The sequence below is a fragment of the Roseovarius sp. CAU 1744 genome, from assembly GCF_039839345.1.
Lineage (GTDB): Bacteria > Pseudomonadota > Alphaproteobacteria > Rhodobacterales > Rhodobacteraceae > Roseovarius.
Genome location: NZ_JBDOQV010000002.1, coordinates 456958 through 478748, shown reverse-complemented (window position 1 = coordinate 478748; position 21791 = coordinate 456958). Strand labels below are relative to the sequence as shown.

Here is a 21791-nt window from a genome sequence, read left to right as displayed (position 1 = left end):
TTTGGACATCACCACACTGATCCCGCAATTCGGCAGCCTGTTCACGACCATCCTGGCCTTTGTCGTTGCCCTGTCGGTGATCGTGGCGATCCACGAATACGGCCATTACATCGTCGGCCGCTGGTCGGGGATCAAGGCCGAGGTGTTTTCGCTGGGATTCGGCCCGGTTCTGTTTTCGAGGGTCGACAAGCACGGCACGCGCTGGCAATTCGCCCTGCTGCCGTTCGGCGGCTATGTCAAGTTCCTGGGCGATGCTAACGCTGCCAGCGCCAATACCGACAGCAGCGCGGTGCAGGAGATGACTCCGGAAATGCGGCGCCAGACGATGATCGGCGCGCCTTTATGGGCGCGCTCGGCCACGGTGGCGGCGGGCCCGGTCTTCAATTTCATCCTGTCGATCGTGGTCTTTGCCGGGCTGATCATGTTCCAGGGCCGGGTGGCGGATCCGCTTGTCGTCGGTGAGGTTTCGCCGTTGCCGGGCGAGGGGTACACCCTGCAACCGGGCGACCAGCTTCTGGCGATCGAGGATGTCGCCGTGCCGGATCTCGACGAGACCGGCGCGTTCGACGACTTCATCAATGCGTTGCCCATCTCTTCCAGCCTGACCTATTCGGTGGTGCGCGACGGCCAAGAGGTGGATGTGACCGGCCCCTATCCGATGCCGCCCCGGGCGGTGAACATCTCGCCACAATCGGCGGCCTATAACATCGACATGCGCCAGGGCGATGTCATCACCGCGGTCGACGGACAGCCCATTTCCGCCTTTTCCGAACTGAAAGATATCGTCGAGACATCGGATGGCCGGGCCTTGCAGCTGAAAGTCTGGCGCGAGGGCGAGATACTGGATTTCGCGCTTGCCCCGCGCCGTGTGGACGAACCGCAGCCCGAAGGCGGGTTCAAGACCAGTTGGCGCATCGGCATCTCCGGTGGCCTCGCGTTCGAGCCGGCAACCGAAAGGCTGGGCCTGGGCGATGCCGTGATCGGCGGGGTCGAACGCACCGGGCAGGTGATCGAAACCTCGCTGTCGGGCCTTTACCATCTGATTGCCGGCAGGATCAGCAGTTGCAACATTAGCGGTCCCATCGGTATCGCCCAGGTCTCTGGTGCGATGGTACGGCAGGGGGCGGACAGCTTCATCCTGTTCATCGCTTTCCTGTCGACGGCAGTGGGCCTGCTGAACCTCTTTCCGATTCCGGTTCTAGATGGCGGTCATCTTGTGTTCTACGCCTACGAGGCTGTTGCCGGCCGGCCGCCCAGCGACCGGGCGCTGCGCCTGCTGATGACCATCGGATTGACCCTGATACTGGCGGTCATGGCATTTGCGATCGGCACGGACCTGTTGTGCCCCTGACAGGCATCGTCACAATATCGCCACATTTCACAACCTAAAGCTGACACATTCCTCGGGCATCCTCGGATCAGTCGAAGGAATAATATCGCAAGATCATGCAACATATCATGCACGGATACCGCGGGCTCAGCCTGCTTTTCAATCTGAACTGGGACCGTCTGGTTTACCTGGCGACGATTCTTGTTGCGCTGATGCTTGGCGGTTTCGTCGGCTCGCTCTGATCCCCTAAATTTTTGCATAATTGAGCCTCTTTACGCTTTGTTCAAAGGCGTGGTCATTGGCATTTTGACAAGGCCGGGCAATCCGGTTACTGACATTTGCAAACGGGGTGACTGACTGGGTTTTGACCAATGAAGTATGTGACGGGGCGGCTGAATTCCAACGGGGCAGGATGGGGAACATATCTAAGCCGCTTCAGGTTGGTCTTCATGGCGCTGCTGGCGGTCACGCTTTTGTCCGTGTCCCAGGGGGCCTCGGCGCAGACCTACCGTTTCGGCGCGATCACGGTTGAGGGCAACCAGCGGGTCGAAACCGCAACCATCCTGACCTATGCAAACATTCAGCGCGGACAGACCGTATCCGCCGCCCAGGTCAATGACGCCTACCAGGCCATCCTTGGCAGCGGTCTTTTTGAAAGCGTCGAACTGGAGCCGCGCGGCGGTACGCTGCTGATCAAGGTCGTCGAGTTTCCGACCATCAACAGGATTGCCTTCGAAGGCAACCGGAAGATCAAGGATGAAGAACTGGAAGGCTTCATCGAAAGCCGCTCGCGCCAGGTATTCAGCCCGACAAAGGCAGAACGCGACGCGGCGGTCATTGTCGATGCCTATGCCCAGAACGGCCGCAGCGCAGCACGGGTGACACCGCGTGTCATTCGCCGCAGCGACAATCGCGTCGATCTTGTGTTCGAGATTTTCGAAGGCAAGGCGATCGAGGTTCAGCGCATCAGCTTTGTCGGCAACAAGGCCTATTCCGACCGCCGCCTTCGCCGGGTGATCGAAAGCAAGCAGGCGGGGCTTCTGCGGTTCCTTGTTGCCCGCGATACCTTTGTCGAGGACCGGCTTGAATTCGACAAGCAGGTGCTGACCGATTTCTACCAGTCGCGCGGCTATGTCGATTTCCGTGTCACCGGCACCAATGCCGAGGTTGCCCGCGCGCGCGACACTTATTTCGTGACCTTCAACATCCAGGAAGGCCAGCAGTTCCGCTTTGGCGAGATCACCACCGTCAGCGAGATCGACGAGGCCGATGCCGATGAATTCCAGGCCGCGCTCAAGGTCCGCTCGGGCGTTGTCTATTCGCCCACGCTGGTCGAGAACTCGATCGCGCGGATGGAGCGGCTGGCGGTCCGGAAGGGCATTGATTTCCTGCGCGTCGAACCCCGGATCACCCGCAATGACCGCGCCCTGACACTGGATGTCGAATTCGTCCTGACCCGCGGGCCGCGCGTCTTTGTCGAACGCATCGACATCGAGGGCAACACCACGACGCTTGACCGCGTCATCCGCCGGCAGTTCGATGCGGTCGAGGGCGATCCGTTCAACCCGCGCCAGATCCGCGAGGCGGCCGAGCGGATCCGTGTGCTGCGTTTCTTTTCGAACACCGACGTGAACGCGCGCGAAGGCTCGCGCCCCGATCAGGTGATCGTCGATGTGGATGTCGAGGAAACCACGACCGGTTCGTTGTCCTTTGGTGTGACCTACTCGACCAGCGGCGGTGTTGGCGCCTCGGTCGGCTTCCGCGAACGCAACTTCCTGGGACGCGGCCAAACGCTTGGCTTCTCCTTCGCCGGGCGCGCGGACAACCTGAACTATTCGATCGAATTCCGGGAACCGGCCTTTCTGGGGCGGGATGTCGAATTCGGGCTTGATTTCTCACTGATCGAAACCGACAGCGATTTCAGCCTGTTCGACACGATCATCGGCGTCTTCCGTCCCAGCCTGACCTTCCCGATCAGCGAAAACGGCCGGTTCGAAGTTTTCTACAATGCCGAATACAAGGAAATGAACGACTATACCGGCGTCGCCGGCATCCTGGCCTCCGAGGTCGCGCAGGGCGATACCTTTGCCAGCGCGCTTGGGTATACGTTCAGCTACGACACGCGGCGCAGCGGCCTGAATCCGAACGCCGGCGTGCTGTTGTCCTTCGGGCAGGAATTCGGCGGGCTGGGCGGCGACCGCGATTATATCGAAACCACCGTGCGTGCGGTGGCGCAGACCAGGGTCCTGAACGAGGAAGTCACGCTGCGGGCAATCGCCGAAGGGGGCGCGCTGAACTACCTTGGCAGTCAGGATAGCCGTTTTGTCGACCGCTACTCGCACCAGATCATTCGCGGGTTCGAACCCAACGGGATCGGCCCGACGGAATCGGGCGAACAACTGGGCGGCAACTTTTTCGCGGCCCTGAAGTTCGAAGCCGAGTTTCCCCTGGGTACGCCCGAGGAATTCGGCCTGTCAGGCGGTGTCTTCTACGACATCGGCGCGATCTGGGATGTCGATACAACGGGTGCGACCGGGCCGCTGGCCTCGACAGGGTTCAATGATCGCCACGTGATCGGCTTCTCGCTGTTCTGGGCGTCACCGTTCGGACCGCTGCGGCTGAATTTCTCGCAACCGCTGAAATCCGAACCGGGCGACCGCAAGCAGGAATTCGACATCACGGTCAGGTCGGACTTTTGATGATGCACAGGGTATCGGCCATCATCTGCATGATGGTCGCCCTGACGGTCATGTCCGCGCCGCCGGCGATGGCCCAGCAAGTGGGGGTCGTGCAAAGCGATATTCTGGTGCTGGACCCGGACAGGCTGTTTTCCGAGACCCTGCTGGGCCAGCGGATCAACCGCGAATACCTGGCCGAGCGGGAAAAGCTGATTGCCCGCAACCGCAAGATCGAGGCTGAACTGGAAGCCGAAGAACTGTCTCTGACGGAACTGCGCGCCGAAAAGACGCCCGAGGAATTTCGCGACCTGGCCGATGCGTTTGATGCCAAGGTACAGGAAATCCGGCGCGACAGCGAACGCGCCGTGCGCGACCTGGAACGCCGCCGCGACCGCGCGCCCGTCACCTTCATGCGCATGGTCGAACCGGTTCTGGTGCAGTTGATGCGCGAAACCGGTGGCGCTGTCATTCTGGACATCCGCACCGTATTGCTGCGGGCCGATGTCGTCGACATAACGCCGCTGGCAATCAGCCGGGTCGACGCCGAGATCGGCGAAGGGGCCGGGCCCCGCAAGGAAAACGCGCCAGAGAACGCACCACAGAATGTGCCAGAGAACGCACCGGAAAACGTGCCAGAGGAAGAGCCCGCGCAGCAATAGCCTTGCTTGCCCAATGCCACCCGACTTGCTAGGGACAAGGACCAGAGCGCAGTGCGAAAGGACACCTTATGACAGAGCCGCTGAAATCTGCGGATATTCACCTGATCCAGCGGCTTATCCCGCATCGGTATCCGTTTCTGCTGGTGGACCGGGTCGTGGATATCGACGGCTATCAAACCGCGCGCGGCATCAAGAACGTCACCATGAACGAGCCGCATTTCCAGGGGCATTTCCCCGGCAAGCCGATCATGCCGGGCGTCACGATCGTCGAGGCGATGGCGCAGACGGCGGCGGTGATGGTCGGTACGTCGCTGGGCATGGAAGATCGCAACATGCTGGTCTATTTCATGTCGATCGACAATTGCAAATTCCGCCGCATGGTAACGCCCGGCGACGTGCTTGAGATGAAATTGACGACGCTGCGCGGCAAGCCCGGCGGCAAGGTCTGGAAATTCGGCGGCGTGGCCGAGGTGGGTGGCGAAATGGCGGCCGAGGCCGAGTTCACCGCGATGATGGACCTTCCGTCGGAGTGACCGCCATGGCCGATAGTTCCGAGACGCTCATCCATCCCTCCGCGGTGATCGAGCCCGGCGCGCAGCTTGGGCAGGGGGTCCAGATCGGCCCGTTCTGTCATATCGGCCCCGAGGTTCGACTGGGGGACCGGGTGGTGCTGAAATCCCATGTGGTGGTGACCGGCGTGACCCGGATCGGAGAGGAAACCACCGTATTCCCGTTTGCCTGTATCGGCGAGGTGCCGCAGGACCTTAAATTCAAGGGCGAAAAGACCCGCCTGACCATCGGTGCGCGCAACCGCATCCGCGAGCATGTCACCATGAACACCGGCACCGATGGCGGCGGGGGTGAGACCCGCGTAGGCGACGACGGCCTGTTCATGGCCGGGTGCCACGTGGCCCATGATGCCATCGTCGGGAACCGGGTGATCATCGTCAACAACGCCGCCCTGGCGGGCCATTGCGTGATCGGCGATGACGTGATCATCGGCGGGCTATCCGGCGTGCACCAATGGGTCCGCATCGGCGAGGGCGCTATCATCGGCGCCGTGACGATGGTGGCCAATGACGTGATCCCCTACGGCCTCGTGCAGGCGCCGCGCGGCGCGCTTGATGGGCTCAACCTCGTGGGGCTCAAGCGCCGCGGCGTGGCGCGTTCCGACATCACCGCGCTCAGGGCCGCGTTCCAGATGCTGGCGCAGGGCGAGGGCGCGTTCCAGGACCGCGCGCGACGGTTGGGCGAGGAAACCGAAAGCGACTATGTGCGCCGGATCGTCGAGTTTGTCACCAGTGCAAGCGATCGGTCCTTTCTGACGCCGGGGCAGGGGTAATGGCGGGCAGCCTGGCCATTCTGGCCTGCAACGGCGCCCTGCCGGTGCAGATCGCCGGGGCCTATCCCGACGCGCTGAAGATCACCCTTGCCGGCATCCCGCATCAGCTGGGTGTCGATACCGACGAGTACCCGATCGAAAAATTGGGCAGCGTCTTTGCGGCGCTCAAAGAAGCCGGGATCACTCGCCTGGTATTCGCCGGTTCCCTGGCCCGTCCGGCGATGGACCCGTCCGCCTTTGACGAGGTGATGACCGCGGTTGCGCCGCGCCTGCTGGCGGCGATGCAGCGCGGGGACGACGCGCTGTTGCGGACAGTGATTGAAATCTTCGAGGAACAGGGGGTGTCGGTCGTGGGCGCGCATGAATTGCTGCCTGAACTGACAGCCGATGAGAATTTGCGAATCGGGCCGGAACCGACCGCTGCGGACATGGATGACATGAGGCGGGCGTGCGAGATCCTGTCGGCGCTGTCGCCGCTGGATGTGGGGCAGGGTTGCGCCGTGGCGGGGGGGCAATGCCTCGGGATCGAAACGGTGCGGGGGACCGACGCGCTGCTGGATTACATCGCCGCGACGCCCGACAATCTGCGCCGGGGCCACAAGGGGGTATATGTCAAGGCGGCCAAGACCGGCCAGGATCTGCGGATCGACATGCCGGTGATCGGGCCTGCAACCGCGCGCGCTGTCGCCGCAGCGGGCCTTGCCGGCCTGATGATCGAGCCCGGGCGGGTCATGATCCTTGACCGGGAAACCACCTTCGGACTGTTCGAGGAAGCGGGTGTCTTCCTGATCTCGAAGGCGCTGTGATGCGGGTGTTCCTGGTTGCTGGCGAGGCCTCGGGTGACCGGCTGGGCGCCGCGTTGATGGCCGGGCTGAAATCACTGACCGAAGTGACGTTTCAGGGCGTTGGCGGCCCGCTGATGCAGGCCGAGGGAATGCAGAGCCTTTTCCCGATGGACGAGCTCAGCGTCATGGGGTTGGCCGAGATCCTGCCGAAATACCTGCATCTTCGGCGGCGGTTGCACCAGACCGCCGAGGCGGTGCTGAGCGCTGAACCGGACGTCCTGATCACCATCGACAGCCCGGATTTCAGCCTGCGCGTGGCAAAGCTGGTAAAGGCGCAAAGCGATATCAGAACGGTGCATTACGTGGCCCCCAGCGTTTGGGCCTGGCGGGCCGGCCGGGCGCAAAAGATGGCGCGGGTGATCGACCATGTGCTGGCGCTTCTCCCGTTCGAGCCGCCCTATATGGAAGCAGCCGGGATGGCGTGTGATTTCGTTGGCCATCCGGTGGTGGCAGAGCCCGTCGCCACCGGGGCGGAGGTCAGCACCTTCAGGGCGAAGCACGGACTTGGCGAGGCGCCTGTTCTGCTGGTTCTGCCCGGTTCCCGCCGCGGAGAGGTCAGCCGCCTGGCGCCGGTTTTCGGCGGAGCCCTGGGACCGGTCCTGGCGGCCAACCCGGACATGCGGCTGGTGCTGCCCACCACCGCCACGGTTGCCGGTCTGGTGCGGGAACTGACGGAGAACTGGCCGCAACGGCCGATCCTCCTTGATCCGGGACAGATGACGGCCGATGCCTACAAGGCTGAGAAGAACGCGGCGTTTCGCGCCGCGGATTATGCACTGGCGGCGTCCGGTACCGTTTCGCTGGAACTCGCCGCGGCCAGGACGCCGATGGTCATTGCCTATGACATGAACTGGCTTAGCCGGGCGGTGATCTCGCGGATGTTGCGGGTGGACACGCTGACGCTGGTCAATCTGGTCAGCGACACGCGCGCGGTGCCGGAATGCCTGGGCAAGGACTGCCGCGCCGACGTGATCGCGCCCAGGCTTCTGGATCTGATCGAAAACCCCGGCGACCAGAACGCGGCCATGCGGCTGACGATGGAACGGTTGGGCGAGGGCGGTGAGGCACCCGGCTTGCGCGCCGCCCGCGCGGTGCTGGACCGCATGGGCTGACGGCGGAATTTCGTGGTAATTCTGCGCTTGGGCAGGGGGGCCACTTTGCATCACCGCCGGCCATGGGCCTCTACCGCCGTACAAGCGTTGGTTTGACAGCGAACGTGGATCGGCACCACTGCTGTAATTTTAGGCATACCCCAAAACTTGGGTCAGTATCCCTTCCATTTGACCGCAATCACAGGTAGCAAACGTAATATGGCTGTGACCCCGATTGATCAGCCATTCCTTTGAGGCGAAGAGACCAACGCCGCTGACGAAGTATTTACGTTTTTAGTCCAGTTTTAGTGAAATTACCCAACTGAAACTCTAAGACTGGATCGCGACATGACCTTGGATTTTCTCCGGCAACTCTTTCTGGATGACCCGGCAACTACCATCAAAACCGGCCTGCGTTTCGTGCATTTCATCGCCCTGGCACTTGGCCTCGGCGGGGCGACGCTGCTGGACCTGATGTTGTTCCGGTTCTTCCTGTGCCGGCGGATCGGTCATGAGACCTTCAGCGTGTTCCTGTTTTCAACCCGGATCATCGACAACGGCCTTCGGGTGCTGTGGCTGAGCGGGATCGGGTTTCTGATTTTCTATGCGATGACGGATGTTGCAAAGCTTGCCAATCCCAAGGTGCACGCGAAATTCGTGATCGTGACGATCCTGACGCTGAACGGCATTTTCATCCATCGCTATATCCTTCCGACGCTCCAGGGACAGGTCGGCAGGGCGCTGTTTGACGGGTTCACCGCGTCACAGCGGGCTGTCTTCGTCGTCTCGGCGTCGGTTTCGGTGGTGTCGTGGTATGTGCCGGTTGCGCTTGGCGTGTTCTCGCAGCTGAACAATACGGTTCCCGCGCTGACCATCCTTTCGGTCTACCTGCTGATGATCCTGCTGGCCATCGTCGTCATGAATTTGGTGACGCGGCTGGCCTGTCCCTCGGTGGAAAAGCCCACGCTGATCCCCGGGGAATGATCCGTCATTCCTCTCGGCCATGCGCCTTGAGCCGGGCATGCAGGGTCGCGATCTCGGGCGCACCGGCCTCCAGCGCGAACACGTAGGCATGGGTCAGGTAGAAACAGGCAGCGGTCAGATCATTGGCCTGATCCGCCGCCTGCGTGTATAACCGGATAAGCGCCTGCTGATCCTGCGCTTCGTGCGCCGCGATCATCTGCGCATCCAGATCACTCATTCAGCCGCCTGTGCCATGCCGCGATACGTGTCGATCTTTTCGGCGACCCATTGGTGGAACATCAGGGTGGGGCTGTCCATCACCGGCGAGAAACGCCCACCGTCGAACATGTCGGCATGACGCCCTTTCTGCATGCCTTCGACCACAAAGATATCCTCTTCGAACACGGTCTTCCACAGCCGGGCATTGCGATCCCGCAGGCCGCCGTCGCTGTTCGGCACGGAATAGTACAGGTGCACGTGTTCCACCGTGCGCTCCGTTCCCTGCGGTTCAAGAACGATCGCAAAGGCGTGATCCCGGTGCACCCCCAGCAGGACGTTGGGATAGACGGCGATATATTCGGCCTGCTCGTTCCACTTGGCGCCGACATCGTCGAAATCGGGAAAGGTTTCGCCGTTCTCATTGGTCAGTTGGCGATAGACCATCGTGCCCTGGCCGGAAAACCGCCCCGGCTCCTCGATGTGATAGTGATCTTCCAGCCGGGAATAGCTGTTCAGGCCCGGATGCACCCAGGGCAGGTGGTAGCTTTCGCAATAGTTCTCCACCGCCAGTTTCCAGTTGGTCGCCACCTCGAGGGTGAATTTGCTGTCGGCCCCGCCGTGATAGAGCGGTTTTTCGAAATCCTGCCAGCGCCTGATCAGATCCGCATGGACGTCCTCGAAGGCCGGCGCATCACCCGAGACGTTGATCCAGACCACGTCGCGCCAGACATGGCTGCGCACTTCGTTCAGGCCCAGATTGTCGCGCTTGATCGCCTCATGGGTGTTCTGGCCGGGTCCGCCCACATGCGGCGTGCTGACCAGTTTGCCCTTGGTCGAATAGCACCAGGAATGGTAGGGGCAGCGGATGGCGCCCTCGATCTTGCGCGGTTCTTCCACCAGGATCATGCCGCGATGGCGGCAGATGTTCTGAAAGACGCGCACATCTCCGTCCTTGTCGCGAATGAGCAGCAGCGGCATCCCGAGAAATTCCAGCGGGACCGCATCGCCCGGTTCGGGCACGTCCGCCGCCACGGCCAGCCCCGCCCATTGGCGGTACAGCAGGGCGTTGCGTTCCTCGGCAAAGACGTTTTCGTCAATATAGTGGGCATTGGGCAGCCCGTTGGCGGCGTCGATGCCGACACGGACATTGGACAGATCGGTGACATTCTGGGTCATGACGGGCTCCTGGATAGCGTTAGCATATCATGCCAGCGCCGCCAGGAAGGGAACCGACAATTCACGACGATACTTGTCCCAACACGACAGAAATCATCGCCGTGCCGGCCGCGATCAGCTGAACGCCTGGTCGGGTTGCAGCAGGCGCGCGTGGAAGGGCGGAACCTCTTCGCGCGGGATCAGCCCGGCCCCGCGTGCGGCGCGGAATATGGCGGCGCGGTCCGTTCCCAGATGTTCGTAAACCATCCGGGTGGCGCGGCGCCCGGTCACCTTCTCGCGGACGGTGCGGGTGGCGTAACCCTCCCAGAGGTTGGATTGAAACGACCTTTCCGGCGTCAGGAAGTTCAGCGAACAGGCCAGCGCGTTGCGGTGGGTGACGATGGCCATCACGCCCTCTTCCTGGCGCATGACCAGGCCGCGGAACTCGCGCGCTTGCGGATTGGTCGACAGGCCCTGTTTGCGGATTGCCTGGCGCGGCTCGTAACCCCGCAGGAACGTGTATCCGCCGTCGCGTTTGACAAAGACCAGCCCGGTCATGAAATCATGCGTGCCGATAAATGCCTGCCGGACAAAGCGGTAGAACCCGTTCGGAAACAGCCGTTCATCAACCGCCACCGGCTCGGGGCCGAAGAATTGCGCCAGCATGGGATGGTTCAGCAGGTCTGACGTGGCCGGCCCGATATCCTCGACCCGTTCCAGCAGGATGCGGGCGTCAACGCCGAAGAAACTGCAAATCTGGTGCAGCACGTCTGGACGCGGAAAGCTTTCGCCGGACAGATAGCGGTTGAACTGGGTCCGGTTTATGCCCAGGTCGCGGCACAGACCCGAGACCGACGGGTAGGCGGCGCTGAGGTGACGCAGGTTCTGCCCGAAGATCCCCCGCAATTCCGCCGGATCAGGCGAGCGATCCCGCCCTCTGTGTTGGGTTTTCTGTGCCAAAATTGTCCTCGCGTCGGGCGCATTCCATCCAGAATTCCGTTTGTGTTCAAATAATGTTGAGTCGGCAATACCCCGCCCATTTTCTTAATACGTCAAATTTGATGCTATATAGCGTCAGAAATCCGGTTAACTGACACAAGTTTTACGCATTACAGGCAAAATTAAAAGTGTCGTAACCCTTCTTAACAACGCAATATCGGACCTGGGGGTAAATAAATATGACAAATTGGGGAAGAAATGTTTGGCGTAGTACTCTGGAGCGATCAAGTTAGAAATCGGGCCGTTATCTGGTGCGAAGACCACGGCGACCTGGCCTTCTTCAACGGCGATGGGTCTGCCGGCATCGAAAACGCCGAGATGGAACCGGGTGATCTGGTGCAGTTTGACGTCAGGGCCGACCGGAACATGCGGTTGGCCAGCAAGCCTCGGCTGGTATCCTCCGACGAATATCCGACATTGGCGCGTGATCTCAAACAGGCCGGCAAACTGCCCGAAGCCGCGGCAACGGCCGACGCGGCATCGTCGAAAATCGTCGCTTTCGAACCGAAACTCGCGAAACCCGCCCCGGCGACCGGAAAAGTCCGGCGCGTGATCTAATCCCGCCCAGGGCCGAGGCGATGTGACATCGGCCTGATGCGGGTTAGCGCCCCCTGGGCAGGGCGGCCACGCCTGTGCGGGCAATCTCGCTCAGGCCAAGCGGGCGCATCAAGTCGGCAAAGGCGTCGATCTTGTCCGGCGTGCCGGTGATCTCGAAGACAAAGCAATCAAGCGTGCTGTCGACCACGCTGGCGCGGAAGATATCCGCCAGCCGCAGCGCCTCGACCCGCTTGTCGCCTTCGCCCGCGACCTTCAGCAGCGCCAGTTCGCGTTCGACGGATTTGCCCTCGACCGTCAGGTCATGCACGTCATGCACCGGCACGATCCGGCCCAGCTGTGCCTTGATCTGCTCGATCACCTGCGGCGTGCCGGTGGTGACAATGGTGATGCGCGACTGGTGGCCCTGATGATCGATCTCGGCCACGGTCAGGCTGTCGATGTTGTAACCCCGCCCCGAGAAAAGGCCGATCACCCGCGCCAGCACCCCCGGTTCGTTATCAACCACGATCGCCAGCGTGTGGGATTCGGTCAGATCCGAGAAGGTGGGCCGCAGGTTATAGGCGGAATGCTTGGTGGAGCCTTTTTTGATTTTCAGGGCGGACATTTTTCGTTTCCTTTCGGGAAGGCGCGCACAGGCACGCATCCTACATTTGATTCAATCGGCTCGTCCTAGACCATCACCGCGCCCTTGGACCCGATGGCATCTTTGGTGGACGCCTCGCCCAGCAGCATCTTGTTATGCGGCTCGCCCGACGGGATCATCGGGAAACAGTTCTCGTGCTTTTCGACCAGGCAGTCGAACAGCACCGGGCCGTCATAGGTGATCATCTCCATGATCGCATCGTCCAGATCCGCCGGATCCTTGCAGAGGATGCCCTTGGCGCCAAAGGCCTCGGCCAGCTTGACGAAATCCGGCAGCGCCTCGGACCAGGAATGCGAATAGCGCTCGCCATGCAGAAGCTCCTGCCACTGGCGGACCATGCCGAGGCGTTCGTTGTTGAGGATGAATTGCTTGACCGGCAGGCGGTATTGCGCCGCGGTGCCCATCTCCTGCATGTTCATCAGCCACGAGGCCTCGCCGGCCACGTTGATCACGAGCGCATCCGGATGGGCGATCTGCACGCCGACCGAGGCCGGGAACCCATAGCCCATCGTGCCCAGACCCCCGGATGTCATCCAGCGGTTGGGATCCTCGAAGGTCAGGTATTGCGCCGCCCACATCTGATGCTGGCCGACCTCGGTGCAGATATACCGGTCATGATCCCTGGTCAGCGCCTCAAGCCGCGCGAGCGCGTGTTGCGGTTTGATCGTCTTGCCCGTCTGCGTGTAAGCAAGGCAGTTGATCTTTTTCCAGTCCTCGATCTTGGCCCACCACGCCTGCAGCCCCTCGCGGTTGACCTTTCGGCCGCGCGATTTCCAGACCTTGAGGATATCCTCAAGCACATGGGCCACGTCGCCCACGATCGGGATGTCGGTGCGGATGACCTTGTTGATCGAACTGGGGTCGATGTCGATATGGGCCTTTTTCGAGTGCGGGCTGAAGGCATCGACGCGGCCGGTGATCCGGTCGTCGAACCGCGCGCCGATATTGATCATCAGATCGCAATCATGCATCGCCATGTTGGCCTCGTAGAGCCCGTGCATCCCCAGCATCCCGATCCAGTTCTTGCCGCTGGCGGGATAGGCGCCCAGGCCCATCAGGGTCGAGGTGATCGGCACGCCGGTGGCATCGACCAGCTCACGCAAGAGCTGGCTGGCCGCCGGGCCTGAATTGATCACGCCGCCGCCGGTATAGAAAACCGGGCGCTTTGCCTTTTCCAGCGCGGCGACCAGTTCGGTGATCTCCTCCATGTCGCCCTTGACCTGCGGCTGGTAGTGATCGGTGCGGGCCTTCTGCGGCGGCGTGTAATCGGCGCTGGCAAATTGCACGTCCTTGGGAATGTCCACCAGCACCGGGCCGGGGCGCCCCGAGGTGGCGACATGGAACGCCTGATGCAGCACGTCCGAGAGCTGCTTGGTATCGCTCACGAGCCAGTTATGCTTGGTGCAGGGGCGGGTGATGCCCACGGTGTCGGCCTCCTGAAAGGCATCGTTGCCGATCATGAAGGTGGGCACCTGGCCGGTCAGAACCACCAGCGGGATGCTGTCCATCAGCGCGTCGGTCATGCCGGTCACCGCATTCGTGGCGCCGGGGCCGGACGTGACCAGCACGACACCGGGCTTGCCGGTCGAGCGGGCATAGCCCTCGGCCGCATGCACCGCGCCCTGTTCGTGGCGGACCAGGATGTGGCGGATGTCGTTTTGCTGAAAGACCTCATCATAGATCGGTAGCACGGCACCGCCAGGATATCCGAATATGACATCCACGCCCTGATCCTTGAGGGCCTGGACCACCATTTTCGCTCCGGTCATCTGACGTGTCATTGCTTCACTCCGTTCATGACATCCATCTCTTGCTCACGCGGCATAAAAAAGCCCCCGATCTTTCGGGGGCGCATGGGGAACCGTTATGGTGTCCGTTACCGGCCCATGCGCCATTTTCCCACGATGACCACTAGCGTTACCACGCCTGCGACTCCTCAATGCTGCGTGCGCGAGACATTATGGGCGGCGGCGAGGGGCGTCAAGCGCGTTTTGCGAAAAAGATGTCGCCACAGCCCCAAAAACCTTTCCATTTATTGCGCCAGGGGGCGTTTTGGCGAAATGAATTTCAGCGCCGCCGCGCCGCGGGCGAAAAAAAACATCGTATGGTTGTTACAGGAATCAGCTAGATTCTCAGGCAGAGCATCGACCCAGATTATAGGCAGAGCCATGAACGACATTGATCTGAACACCCTGTCCGCCGACGCATGGGACGAAATGAATGATCCCCGCCCGCAAGAAACCACGTTTGACCGCGTCGTCGAGGCCGCCCTGACGCGGCGCAGCTTCCTTGGCGGCGTCCTGGCGATGGGATCGGGCGCCTCGGCGATGGGCGCGCTGGTCTCCTCGACCGCGATGCCCGCCCGTGCCGGAAACCGGTTCCGCTTTGTTCCGATCCGCGCGCAGACAGACAGCACCGTGCATGTTCCCGAAGGCTACCGCTGGCAGGTCCTGATCCGCTGGGGCGACCCGTTGTTCTCGGATGCGCCTGCCTTTGACAATGCCACCGGTGGCGGCGCCGAAGGTGCGGACCGCATATTTGGCGAAAACACCGACGGTATGGAAACCTTCACCATCGGCGACCGCCAGGTGATCGCGGTGAACCACGAATATTCCAATCGCGACATCAACCTGCCGCAACGCGCCGAGGGCACACCGGATTCTGCCAGCGACGTCGAAAAGCTGCAAAAGCTTCAGGGTGTTTCGGTGATGGAAATCGCCCGGAACGAGCAGGGCTGGGAGGTGGTCGTCGACAGCCCGTTGAACCGGCGCATCACCCACCTGACCCCGATGCGGATCGCCGGCCCGGCGGCGGGGCACGACCTGCTGAAGACCGAGGCCGACCCGACCGGGACCAGCTCCCTTGGGACGTTCAACAATTGCGGTTCGGGGCGCACCCCCTGGGGTACCTTCCTGACCTGCGAGGAAAACTTCAACGGCTATTTCGGGTCCTCCGACCCGGATATCGCGCTGCCCGACGGATACCAACGCTACGGGGTCGGCACAAAGGGCTGGGGCTATGATTATCACCGGTTCGATCCGCGGTTCGACATCGCCAGGAACCCCAATGAACCGCACCGTGTCGGCTATGTGGTCGAGATTGATCCGGCGGATCCGGCCTCGACCCCGGTCAAGCACACGGGGCTGGGCCGGTTCAAGCACGAAAATGCCGCCGTTACCCTGGCACCCGACGGGCGCGTGGTTGTCTATATGGGTGACGATGAACGCGGCGAATACCTGTATAAATTTGTCTCGAACGGCATTTACACGCCGGGCGCGTCCACGGATGGCCTGCTGGATGACGGGCAGCTCTATGCGGCCAGGTTCCACGATGACGGGACAGGCGAGTGGCTGGCGCTGACACCAGAGGCCACGGGGATGGATACCGCCCAGATCGCCATTTTCACGCGGGCTGCCGCGTCGAACGTGCAGGCGACCACGATGGACCGCCCGGAATGGGTGTCGGTGAACCCGGTCGAGGTCGAGGCCTATTGCTGCCTGACCAACAACAAGAACCGCGGCGTGAAACCGAATGCGGGGGGTGACGAGACGCCCATGAACGGCCCCAACCCGCGGGCCGAGAACCGCTATGGCCAGATCGTCCGCTGGTATCCCGCCAATGATGACCATGCCGATACCCGCTTTGCATGGGATCTGTATGTGATGGCCGGAAACCCGCTGGTGCATCAGGATGCCAATGCCGGTTCCGACAACATCAACGAGGGCAACCTCTTCAACTCACCGGACGGGATGCAGTTCGACAGCACCGGCATGGTCTGGATCCAGACCGACGGCAAGGACAGCAACGAAGGCGATTTCGCCGGGATGGGCAACAACCAGATGTTGCTGGGCGATCCGGTTTCCGGGCGGATCGAACGCTTTCTGACCGGGCCGAAAGGGTCCGAGGTGACAGGGCTCTGCTGGTCGGCGGACCGGCGCGCGATGTTCGTCGGCATCCAGCACCCGGACGCGCCGTTCCCGGATGGCGAGGGACGGTTGCCGCGGTCAGCCGTGATCGTGGTCGAACGCGAAGATGGCGGTTTGGTGGGGTAACGGGTTTAGCTTTTTGTACAGGTCAAGAGTGCGCGGTCCCTGCGCCCGGCGTCAGAATTGCCGGGGGTAGGGGCCGTCTTCGATCACCGTGGCCGGAACCAGCTGCCCGATGATGTCGATGCTGGTCCGCGTACCTGGCGCTGCGAGATCCGGCGCGACAAAGGCATAGGCGAGGTTCTTGCCGACGCGGTGCCCCCAGTCGCCCGAGGTGACGGTGCCCACGACCTTATCCCCATCCATCAGCGACGCACCCGGATGCGCCGGAGCCTCGGTGCCATGCACTTCCAGCGTGACAAGCCTTCTGCTGGGGCCATTGGCCAGGCGTTCCTGCACCGCGGCCTTGCCGATGAAATCCTTGTCCATGTTCACGAAACGCCCAAGCCCGGTCTCGAACGGGTCGAATTCGGTCAGGATGTCGGATTTCCAGTGCAGATACCCCATCTCCAGCCGCATCGATTCGACCGCGCGCGCCCCGAAAAGGCCGAGGTCGTGATCCGCGCCCGCCTTGCGCAGCGCCAGGTAGGCCGCATAGAGCTGGTTGTTGGGGACGTGAATTTCATAGGCACGCTCGCCCGAGAAACTGACCGACATGACCGTGGCGGGGGCGATGCCGATGAAACATTCCCTGACCGAGAGCCAGGGAAAGGCGTCATCGGACCAGTCGGCGCGGCTGACCGCCCGCATCACGTCACGCGATTTCGGCCCCGCGAGAACCAGAATGGTCTGGTCATTGGTCAGCGCGCGGATCTGCATATCCTCACCCGGGCGCAGATGGGTCTGCAGCCAATCCATGTCGTGCCATTCCGCGGCGGCGGCAGAGCCGTACCAGACCCGTCCATCCGGCAGGTTGGCGATGGTGGCCTCGGATTTGACCATGCCGTGATGGTTGAGCAGATAGCCCAGCCCCACGCGACCCGCCTTGCGCGGCACACGCCCGCAGATCATCCGATCCAGGAAGTCATGCACGCCGCTGCCGGTCAGCTCAATGCGGTTGAACCCGTTGACCTCGGCCAGACCAACGCCCGATTGGACAGAGGCAATTTCAGCTTTAACAACGTCGAATACCTCGTTGAACTTGAACGAATGTGTTTCGTGAAATTCCGGGGTGGGTCTGAAGTAATCCGCCCTTTCCCAGCCGTTCACCACGGTAAATTCCGCACCTTCGGCGGCCAGGATCGGCGTCAGCGGCGTGGTCTTGGCCGGGCGGCCGGCTGGGCGGTGCTCATGCGGGAAATGGAACCGGAATTCGTTCTGGTAATCCTCGATCGCCTTGAGCGCGCAGAGTTCGACATTGCCGTGGCCGGTAAACCGGCGCGGGTCAAGCACCCAGGTGTCGTAACAGGCCTCGCCATGCACGATCTGCTGTGCCAGCAGCCAGCCGTGGCCGCCGCCTTCGCCCAGCCCCGCGCGCAGCCCGATGATGCAGAACGCGTTGCGCCTGCCCGGGATCGGGCCGACCAGCGGCGCGCCGTCGATCGTATAGGTGATCGGGCCGTTGACCACGGTATGAATGCCCACCTCGGTCAGTGCGGGCATCCGGGCGAAGGCGCCCTCCAGCACATCCGTCACCCGGTCCAGGTCGTCGGGGCAGAGCGCGTTGACGAAATTCGGGTCGATCCCGTCCATGCCCCAGGTCTTGCACTCCTGTTCGTAAAACCCGACGAGCAGGCCGTTTTTCTCCTGCCGGCAGTAATAGTCGCTGATCGGGCAGCGCAGCAGCGGCATCCGGTGGCCTGCGTCGATGATCGCCTGGATCGGCTCGGTCAGGAAATACTGGTGTTCCATCGACATGACCGGATGGTGCACCCCCATCATCGCACCCACCTCGTTGACACGGTATCCGCAGGCGTTGACCACCACTTCGCAGGATATGTCGCCCTTGGTCGTGTGCACGGTCCAACTGTCATCCTTGTGTTGGCTGAGGCCGGTCACGGGCGTGTTGCGATAGACCTCGGCGCCCGCGTTCCGGGCCCGGCGGGCAAGCGCCTGACAGAGCTGCGCGGGGTCGATATCACCATCCATCGGGTCCCAAAGGCCGCCCAGCAGGTTGTCGGTGGAAATCAGCGGGTGGCGGCGGGCGCATTCCTCGGCGTCGATCACCTCGAAATGCACATCCATGCCGCGCGCCATCGAGGCGAAATGGCGATAGCCGTCCATCTGCGCCTGCGTGTTGGCCAGCCGGATGCCGCCATCGCCGTGATGGTAGTTGATCGGATAGTCAGGATCGTCCGCCAACTCTTTGTAAAGGTTGATCGAATGGGTTTTGAGCCCAACCATCGTCTGGTTCATGCCGAAATTCGTCACCTGCGCGGCGGAATGCCATGTGGTGCCGGATGTCAGTTCGTCACGCTCTACCAGCACCACGTCGGTCCAACCCTCTTGCGTGAGGTGGTAGAGGGTCGAGCAGCCGGCGATGCCACCGCCGATCACAACGCAACGGGTCTGGGTTTTCATGGGTCTCTCCATTCATCTGAGATGATCAGAGGCCGCGAAAACCGTTTCGGGTCAATGGTGCGGCGCGAGTTTCCAAGTTATCGAAACAGAAATTCGATTAATTGCTACGGCGCGAATTCTCCTTGCCGGAAGGGCGCTGCCTGATTTCCAATGAGCCATCTCGGGCTAACGGAGGCAAACAGCATGGCGGTCACCAACCGCAGATCGGGCCGGCGGGAACGCATGGCAAAGCGCGCCGCGGGTCCGGCAGCCAATCCGGCGCCGCCGGGTCAGCCGGGCGGGCGGTACAAACCGCTGACGGACGCGGAAATGCGCGATATCTACGACACCGCCCTGCGCCTGCTTGAACATCTGGGCATGGGCGAGGTGCCCGGGCGGCTGGCGGATGTGCTGATCTCGGCCGGGGCCGTTCCGCTGGACAATGAACGGATCAGCCTGCCGCCGGCGCTGGTCAAGGAGATGATCGCGAAGGCGGCAAAGACATTCACCTTTCACGCCCGCGACCCGGCGCGCTCGATCCAGGTGGGCGGGGATGCGGTGCATTTTGGCACTGGCGGTGCGGCGGTGCAAGTGCTGGACCTGGAAACGCATGTCTATCGCGCCTCGACCCTGCGCGACCTGCATGATTTTGCCCGGCTGCAGGACACGCTTGCCAATGTCAGCTGGTTCACCCGTTGCTGCATCGCGACGGATGTGCCGGACCCGTATGACCTGGACGTGAACACCGCCTATGCGCTGCTCAGGAACACCACCAAGCCGGTTGCCACGGCGTTTACCCTGGCCGAACATGTCGGCCCCATCGTCGAGATGTTCGATATCGCCGCCGGTGGCAAGGGCGCCTTTGCCGCCCGTCCGTTTGTCAAGGCGCATATCAGCCCGGTGATCTCTCCGATGCGCTACGGAGAGGACGCGGTGGACGTGACCTTTGAATGCCTGAAACACAACATCCCGGTGTCCTGCATTACCGCGGCACAGGCAGGGGCCACCGCCCCGGCAACCCTGGCCGGGTTCCTGGCGCAGTCTCTGGCGGAAACCCTGGCCAGCCTAGTCATGGTCAACGTCATCAAGCCCGGCCATCCGATGGTCTTTTCCAACTGGCCGCTCGTGATCGACCTGCGTACCGGGGCCTTCGCGGGGGGCGGCGGAGAGATCGCCGTGTTGAACGCCGCCTCGGCGCAATTGTCGAACTGGTTGGGCCTGCCGTCGGGCGTGGCCGCCTCGATGACCGATGCCAAGGCGGTCGATGCGCAATACGGGATCGAAAAGGGCATTACCTCTTTGGCGGCAGCGCTGGCCGGGGGCAATCTGATCTACGAAAGCTCAGGGATGATGGCCTCCCTGCTGGGGGCGAGTTTCGAGGCCTTCATTCTGGACGACGAAATGCACTCGGCCACCTACCGGGCGCTGCGCGGGATCGAGGTGAGTGAGCAGAACCTGGGCTATGACGCGATTTGCGAGGCGGTGTTGGGCGAGGGGCATTTCCTGGGCGGTGCGCAGACCATGGCGGCGATGGAGCGCGACTATTTCTATCCTGCACTGGCAGATCGGGACGATCCGAAATCGTGGCAGGACAAGGGGGCGCCCGACGCCTGGGAGAGGGCGCGCGAGAAGGCGCAGAAGGTGTTGGCCACGCATCATCCTGCCTATCTGAGCGATCCAGTGGACGCGGAAATCCGAAAAAACTTCAAAATCCTGTTGTGAGTTAATTTAAACCCGTAAGTATCAGAAGAAACAAGAATATCTTGCTATCTATGCCCCTGAATGGCGGCTCTGACCCATTGTTGGGGCAAGGAATTTATGCACGGCTGAAACTTTTTGCCTTCCTGCATCGTGGCTTCAAAACATACCGGGTGCCCTTCGCGCGCGGTGAAAACGATGAGAGAGGATAGTTATGACATTTCGCACGTTAACAGCCGTCTCGGTTCTGGCGCTTACCGCCAGCTCCCTGTTCGCCGCCGGACATGCCAGTGACAAAGGCTATGCGCTGGCCGAAAACGGCAAGACGCTGGTGGTGATGGGCGACATCAAGAAGCCGGGCGAGGTTGAAACCTTTGCGTTGTCCGAGGAACTGGACGCGATTGCCTGGCGTCCGGTGACGCAGGAACTGCTGGGTTTTGCCGATGGCACGATCTATGTGATCGACACCGCCTCGGGCGCGTTGACCGACTTGGGCGCGACGTTCATGGAAGACGCGAAAATCGCTGACGATGCCATGGTCGCGCTGGACTTCAACAACAAGATCGACGCCGTGCGCGCGGTTTCGACCAATGGCGACAACCTGGTCTATTTCCCCGACGGGTTCGGCGGCGGCGATGAAAAGGCCAACTCGGTGCGCCGCTTTACCAGCCTGGCCTATGCCGATGGCGACGCCAACGCGGGCGCCAAACCGATGGTATTCGCCAACGCCTATACCAACGCGATCAACGACAAGACCGCGGGCAGCACGTTCCAATATGCGCTGGACGCGGAAACCGATGCGCTGATCAGCCTGGCCAACAACAAGGGTACGCTGGATACCATCGGCAAGGTGATGATCGGCGGGGCGCCGGCCGATATTTCACCCTGGGGCGGTTTCGACATCAAGTCGCCGGCCGAAGATGAGAACGCCGCCTATGCCATTCTGCAAATGGAAGGCGCGGACAGTGCCGGGTTCTACACGATCAATCTCGATACCGGCGAAGCCACGCTGATCAGCGATCTTGGCATGGGGGGCTTCAGCGGCCTCGCGGTGCAGCAACACAAGTAGCCACCACTCGACATACGAGTTTCGGGCCGTCCTTCGGGGCGGCCCTTTGCGTTGATG

At 62.0% G+C, this 21791-nt stretch carries 18 protein-coding genes; 12 read left to right on the top strand and 6 right to left on the bottom strand.

Going from position 1 to position 21791, the window contains the following annotated elements:
* Position 1: 1 nt before the first annotated feature.
* The 8 genes from rseP (at position 2) to AAFO92_RS06205 (ending at position 8929) form a co-directional block, all read left to right on the top strand.
* On the top strand, positions 2-1351 hold the full coding sequence (gene rseP, locus AAFO92_RS06240; RefSeq protein WP_347533798.1) for an RIP metalloprotease RseP: 1350 nt from the start codon (positions 2-4) through the stop codon (positions 1349-1351).
* 428 nt (positions 1352-1779) lie between these two features.
* The gene (bamA, locus tag AAFO92_RS06235) at positions 1780-4029 is read left to right on the top strand and encodes an outer membrane protein assembly factor BamA (protein ID WP_347533878.1); all 2250 of its coding nucleotides are present in this window, start codon (positions 1780-1782) and stop codon (positions 4027-4029) included.
* Positions 4029-4667 (top strand): OmpH family outer membrane protein, encoded by a 639-nt coding sequence (locus AAFO92_RS06230; protein ID WP_347533796.1) that lies wholly within the window; start codon positions 4029-4031, stop codon positions 4665-4667. The genes bamA and AAFO92_RS06230 overlap by 1 nt, the downstream gene beginning before the upstream one ends.
* A 68-nt stretch (positions 4668-4735) precedes the next feature.
* Positions 4736-5200, top strand: a complete 465-nt coding sequence (gene fabZ / locus AAFO92_RS06225; protein WP_347533795.1) for a 3-hydroxyacyl-ACP dehydratase FabZ — start codon at positions 4736-4738, stop codon at positions 5198-5200.
* Positions 5201-5205: 5 nt separating this feature from the next.
* Entirely contained in the window at positions 5206-6009 is an 804-nt protein-coding gene (gene lpxA / locus AAFO92_RS06220; protein ID WP_347533793.1) for an acyl-ACP--UDP-N-acetylglucosamine O-acyltransferase, read from the top strand.
* Complete coding sequence (lpxI, locus tag AAFO92_RS06215; RefSeq protein ID WP_347533792.1) at positions 6009-6815, top strand: UDP-2,3-diacylglucosamine diphosphatase LpxI; 807 nt, start codon at positions 6009-6011, stop codon at positions 6813-6815. The genes lpxA and lpxI overlap by 1 nt, the downstream gene beginning before the upstream one ends.
* Complete coding sequence (lpxB, locus tag AAFO92_RS06210; protein ID WP_347533791.1) at positions 6815-7966, top strand: lipid-A-disaccharide synthase; 1152 nt, start codon at positions 6815-6817, stop codon at positions 7964-7966. Before lpxI ends, lpxB begins: the two co-directional genes overlap by 1 nt.
* A gap of 327 nt (positions 7967-8293) precedes the next feature.
* Positions 8294-8929, top strand: a complete 636-nt coding sequence (locus AAFO92_RS06205) for a hypothetical protein (RefSeq protein ID WP_347533790.1) — start codon at positions 8294-8296, stop codon at positions 8927-8929.
* Positions 8930-8933: 4 nt separating this feature from the next.
* On the opposite strand, the gene AAFO92_RS06200 is transcribed toward AAFO92_RS06205, so the two are convergent.
* From AAFO92_RS06200 to AAFO92_RS06190, 3 genes are all read right to left on the bottom strand, one after another.
* Positions 8934-9146, bottom strand: a complete 213-nt coding sequence (locus AAFO92_RS06200) for a hypothetical protein (RefSeq protein ID WP_347533789.1) — start codon at positions 9144-9146, stop codon at positions 8934-8936.
* Positions 9143-10303 carry an aromatic ring-hydroxylating dioxygenase subunit alpha gene (locus tag AAFO92_RS06195; RefSeq protein WP_347533788.1) on the bottom strand — a complete coding sequence of 387 codons (1161 nt, stop codon included), beginning with the start codon at positions 10301-10303 and terminating at the stop codon, positions 9143-9145. Before AAFO92_RS06195 ends, AAFO92_RS06200 begins: the two co-directional genes overlap by 4 nt.
* A 114-nt stretch (positions 10304-10417) precedes the next feature.
* Positions 10418-11242, bottom strand: coding sequence for a helix-turn-helix transcriptional regulator (locus tag AAFO92_RS06190; RefSeq protein WP_347533787.1), 825 nt, complete (start codon positions 11240-11242; stop codon positions 10418-10420).
* 237 nt (positions 11243-11479) lie between these two features.
* On the opposite strand from AAFO92_RS06190, the gene AAFO92_RS06185 reads away from it, so the two are divergent.
* A complete protein-coding gene (locus tag AAFO92_RS06185; RefSeq protein WP_347533786.1) occupies positions 11480-11839 on the top strand; it encodes a hypothetical protein in 360 nt (119 codons plus the stop codon).
* 43 nt (positions 11840-11882) lie between these two features.
* On the opposite strand, the gene ilvN is transcribed toward AAFO92_RS06185, so the two are convergent.
* Together ilvN and AAFO92_RS06175 are read right to left on the bottom strand one after the other, a co-directional pair.
* Positions 11883-12443 (bottom strand): acetolactate synthase small subunit, encoded by a 561-nt coding sequence (gene ilvN / locus AAFO92_RS06180; RefSeq protein WP_347533785.1) that lies wholly within the window; start codon positions 12441-12443, stop codon positions 11883-11885.
* Positions 12444-12508: 65 nt separating this feature from the next.
* Positions 12509-14263 carry an acetolactate synthase 3 large subunit gene (locus AAFO92_RS06175; RefSeq protein ID WP_347533784.1) on the bottom strand — a complete coding sequence of 585 codons (1755 nt, stop codon included), beginning with the start codon at positions 14261-14263 and terminating at the stop codon, positions 12509-12511.
* Positions 14264-14650: 387 nt separating this feature from the next.
* On the opposite strand from AAFO92_RS06175, the gene AAFO92_RS06170 reads away from it, so the two are divergent.
* Complete coding sequence (locus AAFO92_RS06170; protein ID WP_347533783.1) at positions 14651-16534, top strand: PhoX family phosphatase; 1884 nt, start codon at positions 14651-14653, stop codon at positions 16532-16534.
* Positions 16535-16585: 51 nt separating this feature from the next.
* Here AAFO92_RS06170 and AAFO92_RS06165 read toward each other — a convergent pair whose 3' ends face one another.
* Positions 16586-18988: an FAD-dependent oxidoreductase gene (locus AAFO92_RS06165; RefSeq protein WP_347533782.1), complete on the bottom strand. Its 2403-nt coding sequence runs from the start codon at positions 18986-18988 to the stop codon at positions 16586-16588.
* 183 nt (positions 18989-19171) lie between these two features.
* Between AAFO92_RS06165 and AAFO92_RS06160 the strand changes: the two genes are divergently transcribed.
* A complete protein-coding gene (locus tag AAFO92_RS06160) occupies positions 19172-20689 on the top strand; it encodes a trimethylamine methyltransferase family protein (protein WP_347533780.1) in 1518 nt (505 codons plus the stop codon).
* A 190-nt stretch (positions 20690-20879) separates the two neighbouring features.
* The gene (locus AAFO92_RS06155) at positions 20880-21734 is read left to right on the top strand and encodes a DUF4394 domain-containing protein (protein ID WP_347533779.1); all 855 of its coding nucleotides are present in this window, start codon (positions 20880-20882) and stop codon (positions 21732-21734) included.
* Positions 21735-21791 lie beyond the last annotated feature (57 nt).

Bases quoted from the DNA above. Each gene is read 5' to 3' on its own strand.
- bamA (WP_347533878.1), top strand. From the start codon at position 1,780: ATGGCGCTGCTGGCGGTCACGCTTTTGTCCGTGTCCCAGGGGGCCTCG.
- AAFO92_RS06230 (WP_347533796.1), top strand. From the start codon at position 4,029: ATGATGCACAGGGTATCGGCCATCATCTGCATGATGGTCGCCCTGACG.
- fabZ (WP_347533795.1), top strand. From the start codon at position 4,736: ATGACAGAGCCGCTGAAATCTGCGGATATTCACCTGATCCAGCGGCTT.
- lpxA (WP_347533793.1), top strand. From the start codon at position 5,206: ATGGCCGATAGTTCCGAGACGCTCATCCATCCCTCCGCGGTGATCGAG.
- lpxI (WP_347533792.1), top strand. From the start codon at position 6,009: ATGGCGGGCAGCCTGGCCATTCTGGCCTGCAACGGCGCCCTGCCGGTG.
- lpxB (WP_347533791.1), top strand. From the start codon at position 6,815: ATGCGGGTGTTCCTGGTTGCTGGCGAGGCCTCGGGTGACCGGCTGGGC.
- AAFO92_RS06205 (WP_347533790.1), top strand. From the start codon at position 8,294: ATGACCTTGGATTTTCTCCGGCAACTCTTTCTGGATGACCCGGCAACT.
- AAFO92_RS06200 (WP_347533789.1), bottom strand. From the start codon at position 9,146: ATGAGTGATCTGGATGCGCAGATGATCGCGGCGCACGAAGCGCAGGAT.
- AAFO92_RS06195 (WP_347533788.1), bottom strand. From the start codon at position 10,303: ATGACCCAGAATGTCACCGATCTGTCCAATGTCCGTGTCGGCATCGAC.
- AAFO92_RS06185 (WP_347533786.1), top strand. From the start codon at position 11,480: ATGTTTGGCGTAGTACTCTGGAGCGATCAAGTTAGAAATCGGGCCGTT.
- ilvN (WP_347533785.1), bottom strand. From the start codon at position 12,443: ATGTCCGCCCTGAAAATCAAAAAAGGCTCCACCAAGCATTCCGCCTAT.
- AAFO92_RS06175 (WP_347533784.1), bottom strand. From the start codon at position 14,263: ATGACACGTCAGATGACCGGAGCGAAAATGGTGGTCCAGGCCCTCAAG.
- AAFO92_RS06170 (WP_347533783.1), top strand. From the start codon at position 14,651: ATGAACGACATTGATCTGAACACCCTGTCCGCCGACGCATGGGACGAA.
- AAFO92_RS06165 (WP_347533782.1), bottom strand. From the start codon at position 18,988: ATGAAAACCCAGACCCGTTGCGTTGTGATCGGCGGTGGCATCGCCGGC.
- AAFO92_RS06160 (WP_347533780.1), top strand. From the start codon at position 19,172: ATGGCGGTCACCAACCGCAGATCGGGCCGGCGGGAACGCATGGCAAAG.
- AAFO92_RS06155 (WP_347533779.1), top strand. From the start codon at position 20,880: ATGACATTTCGCACGTTAACAGCCGTCTCGGTTCTGGCGCTTACCGCC.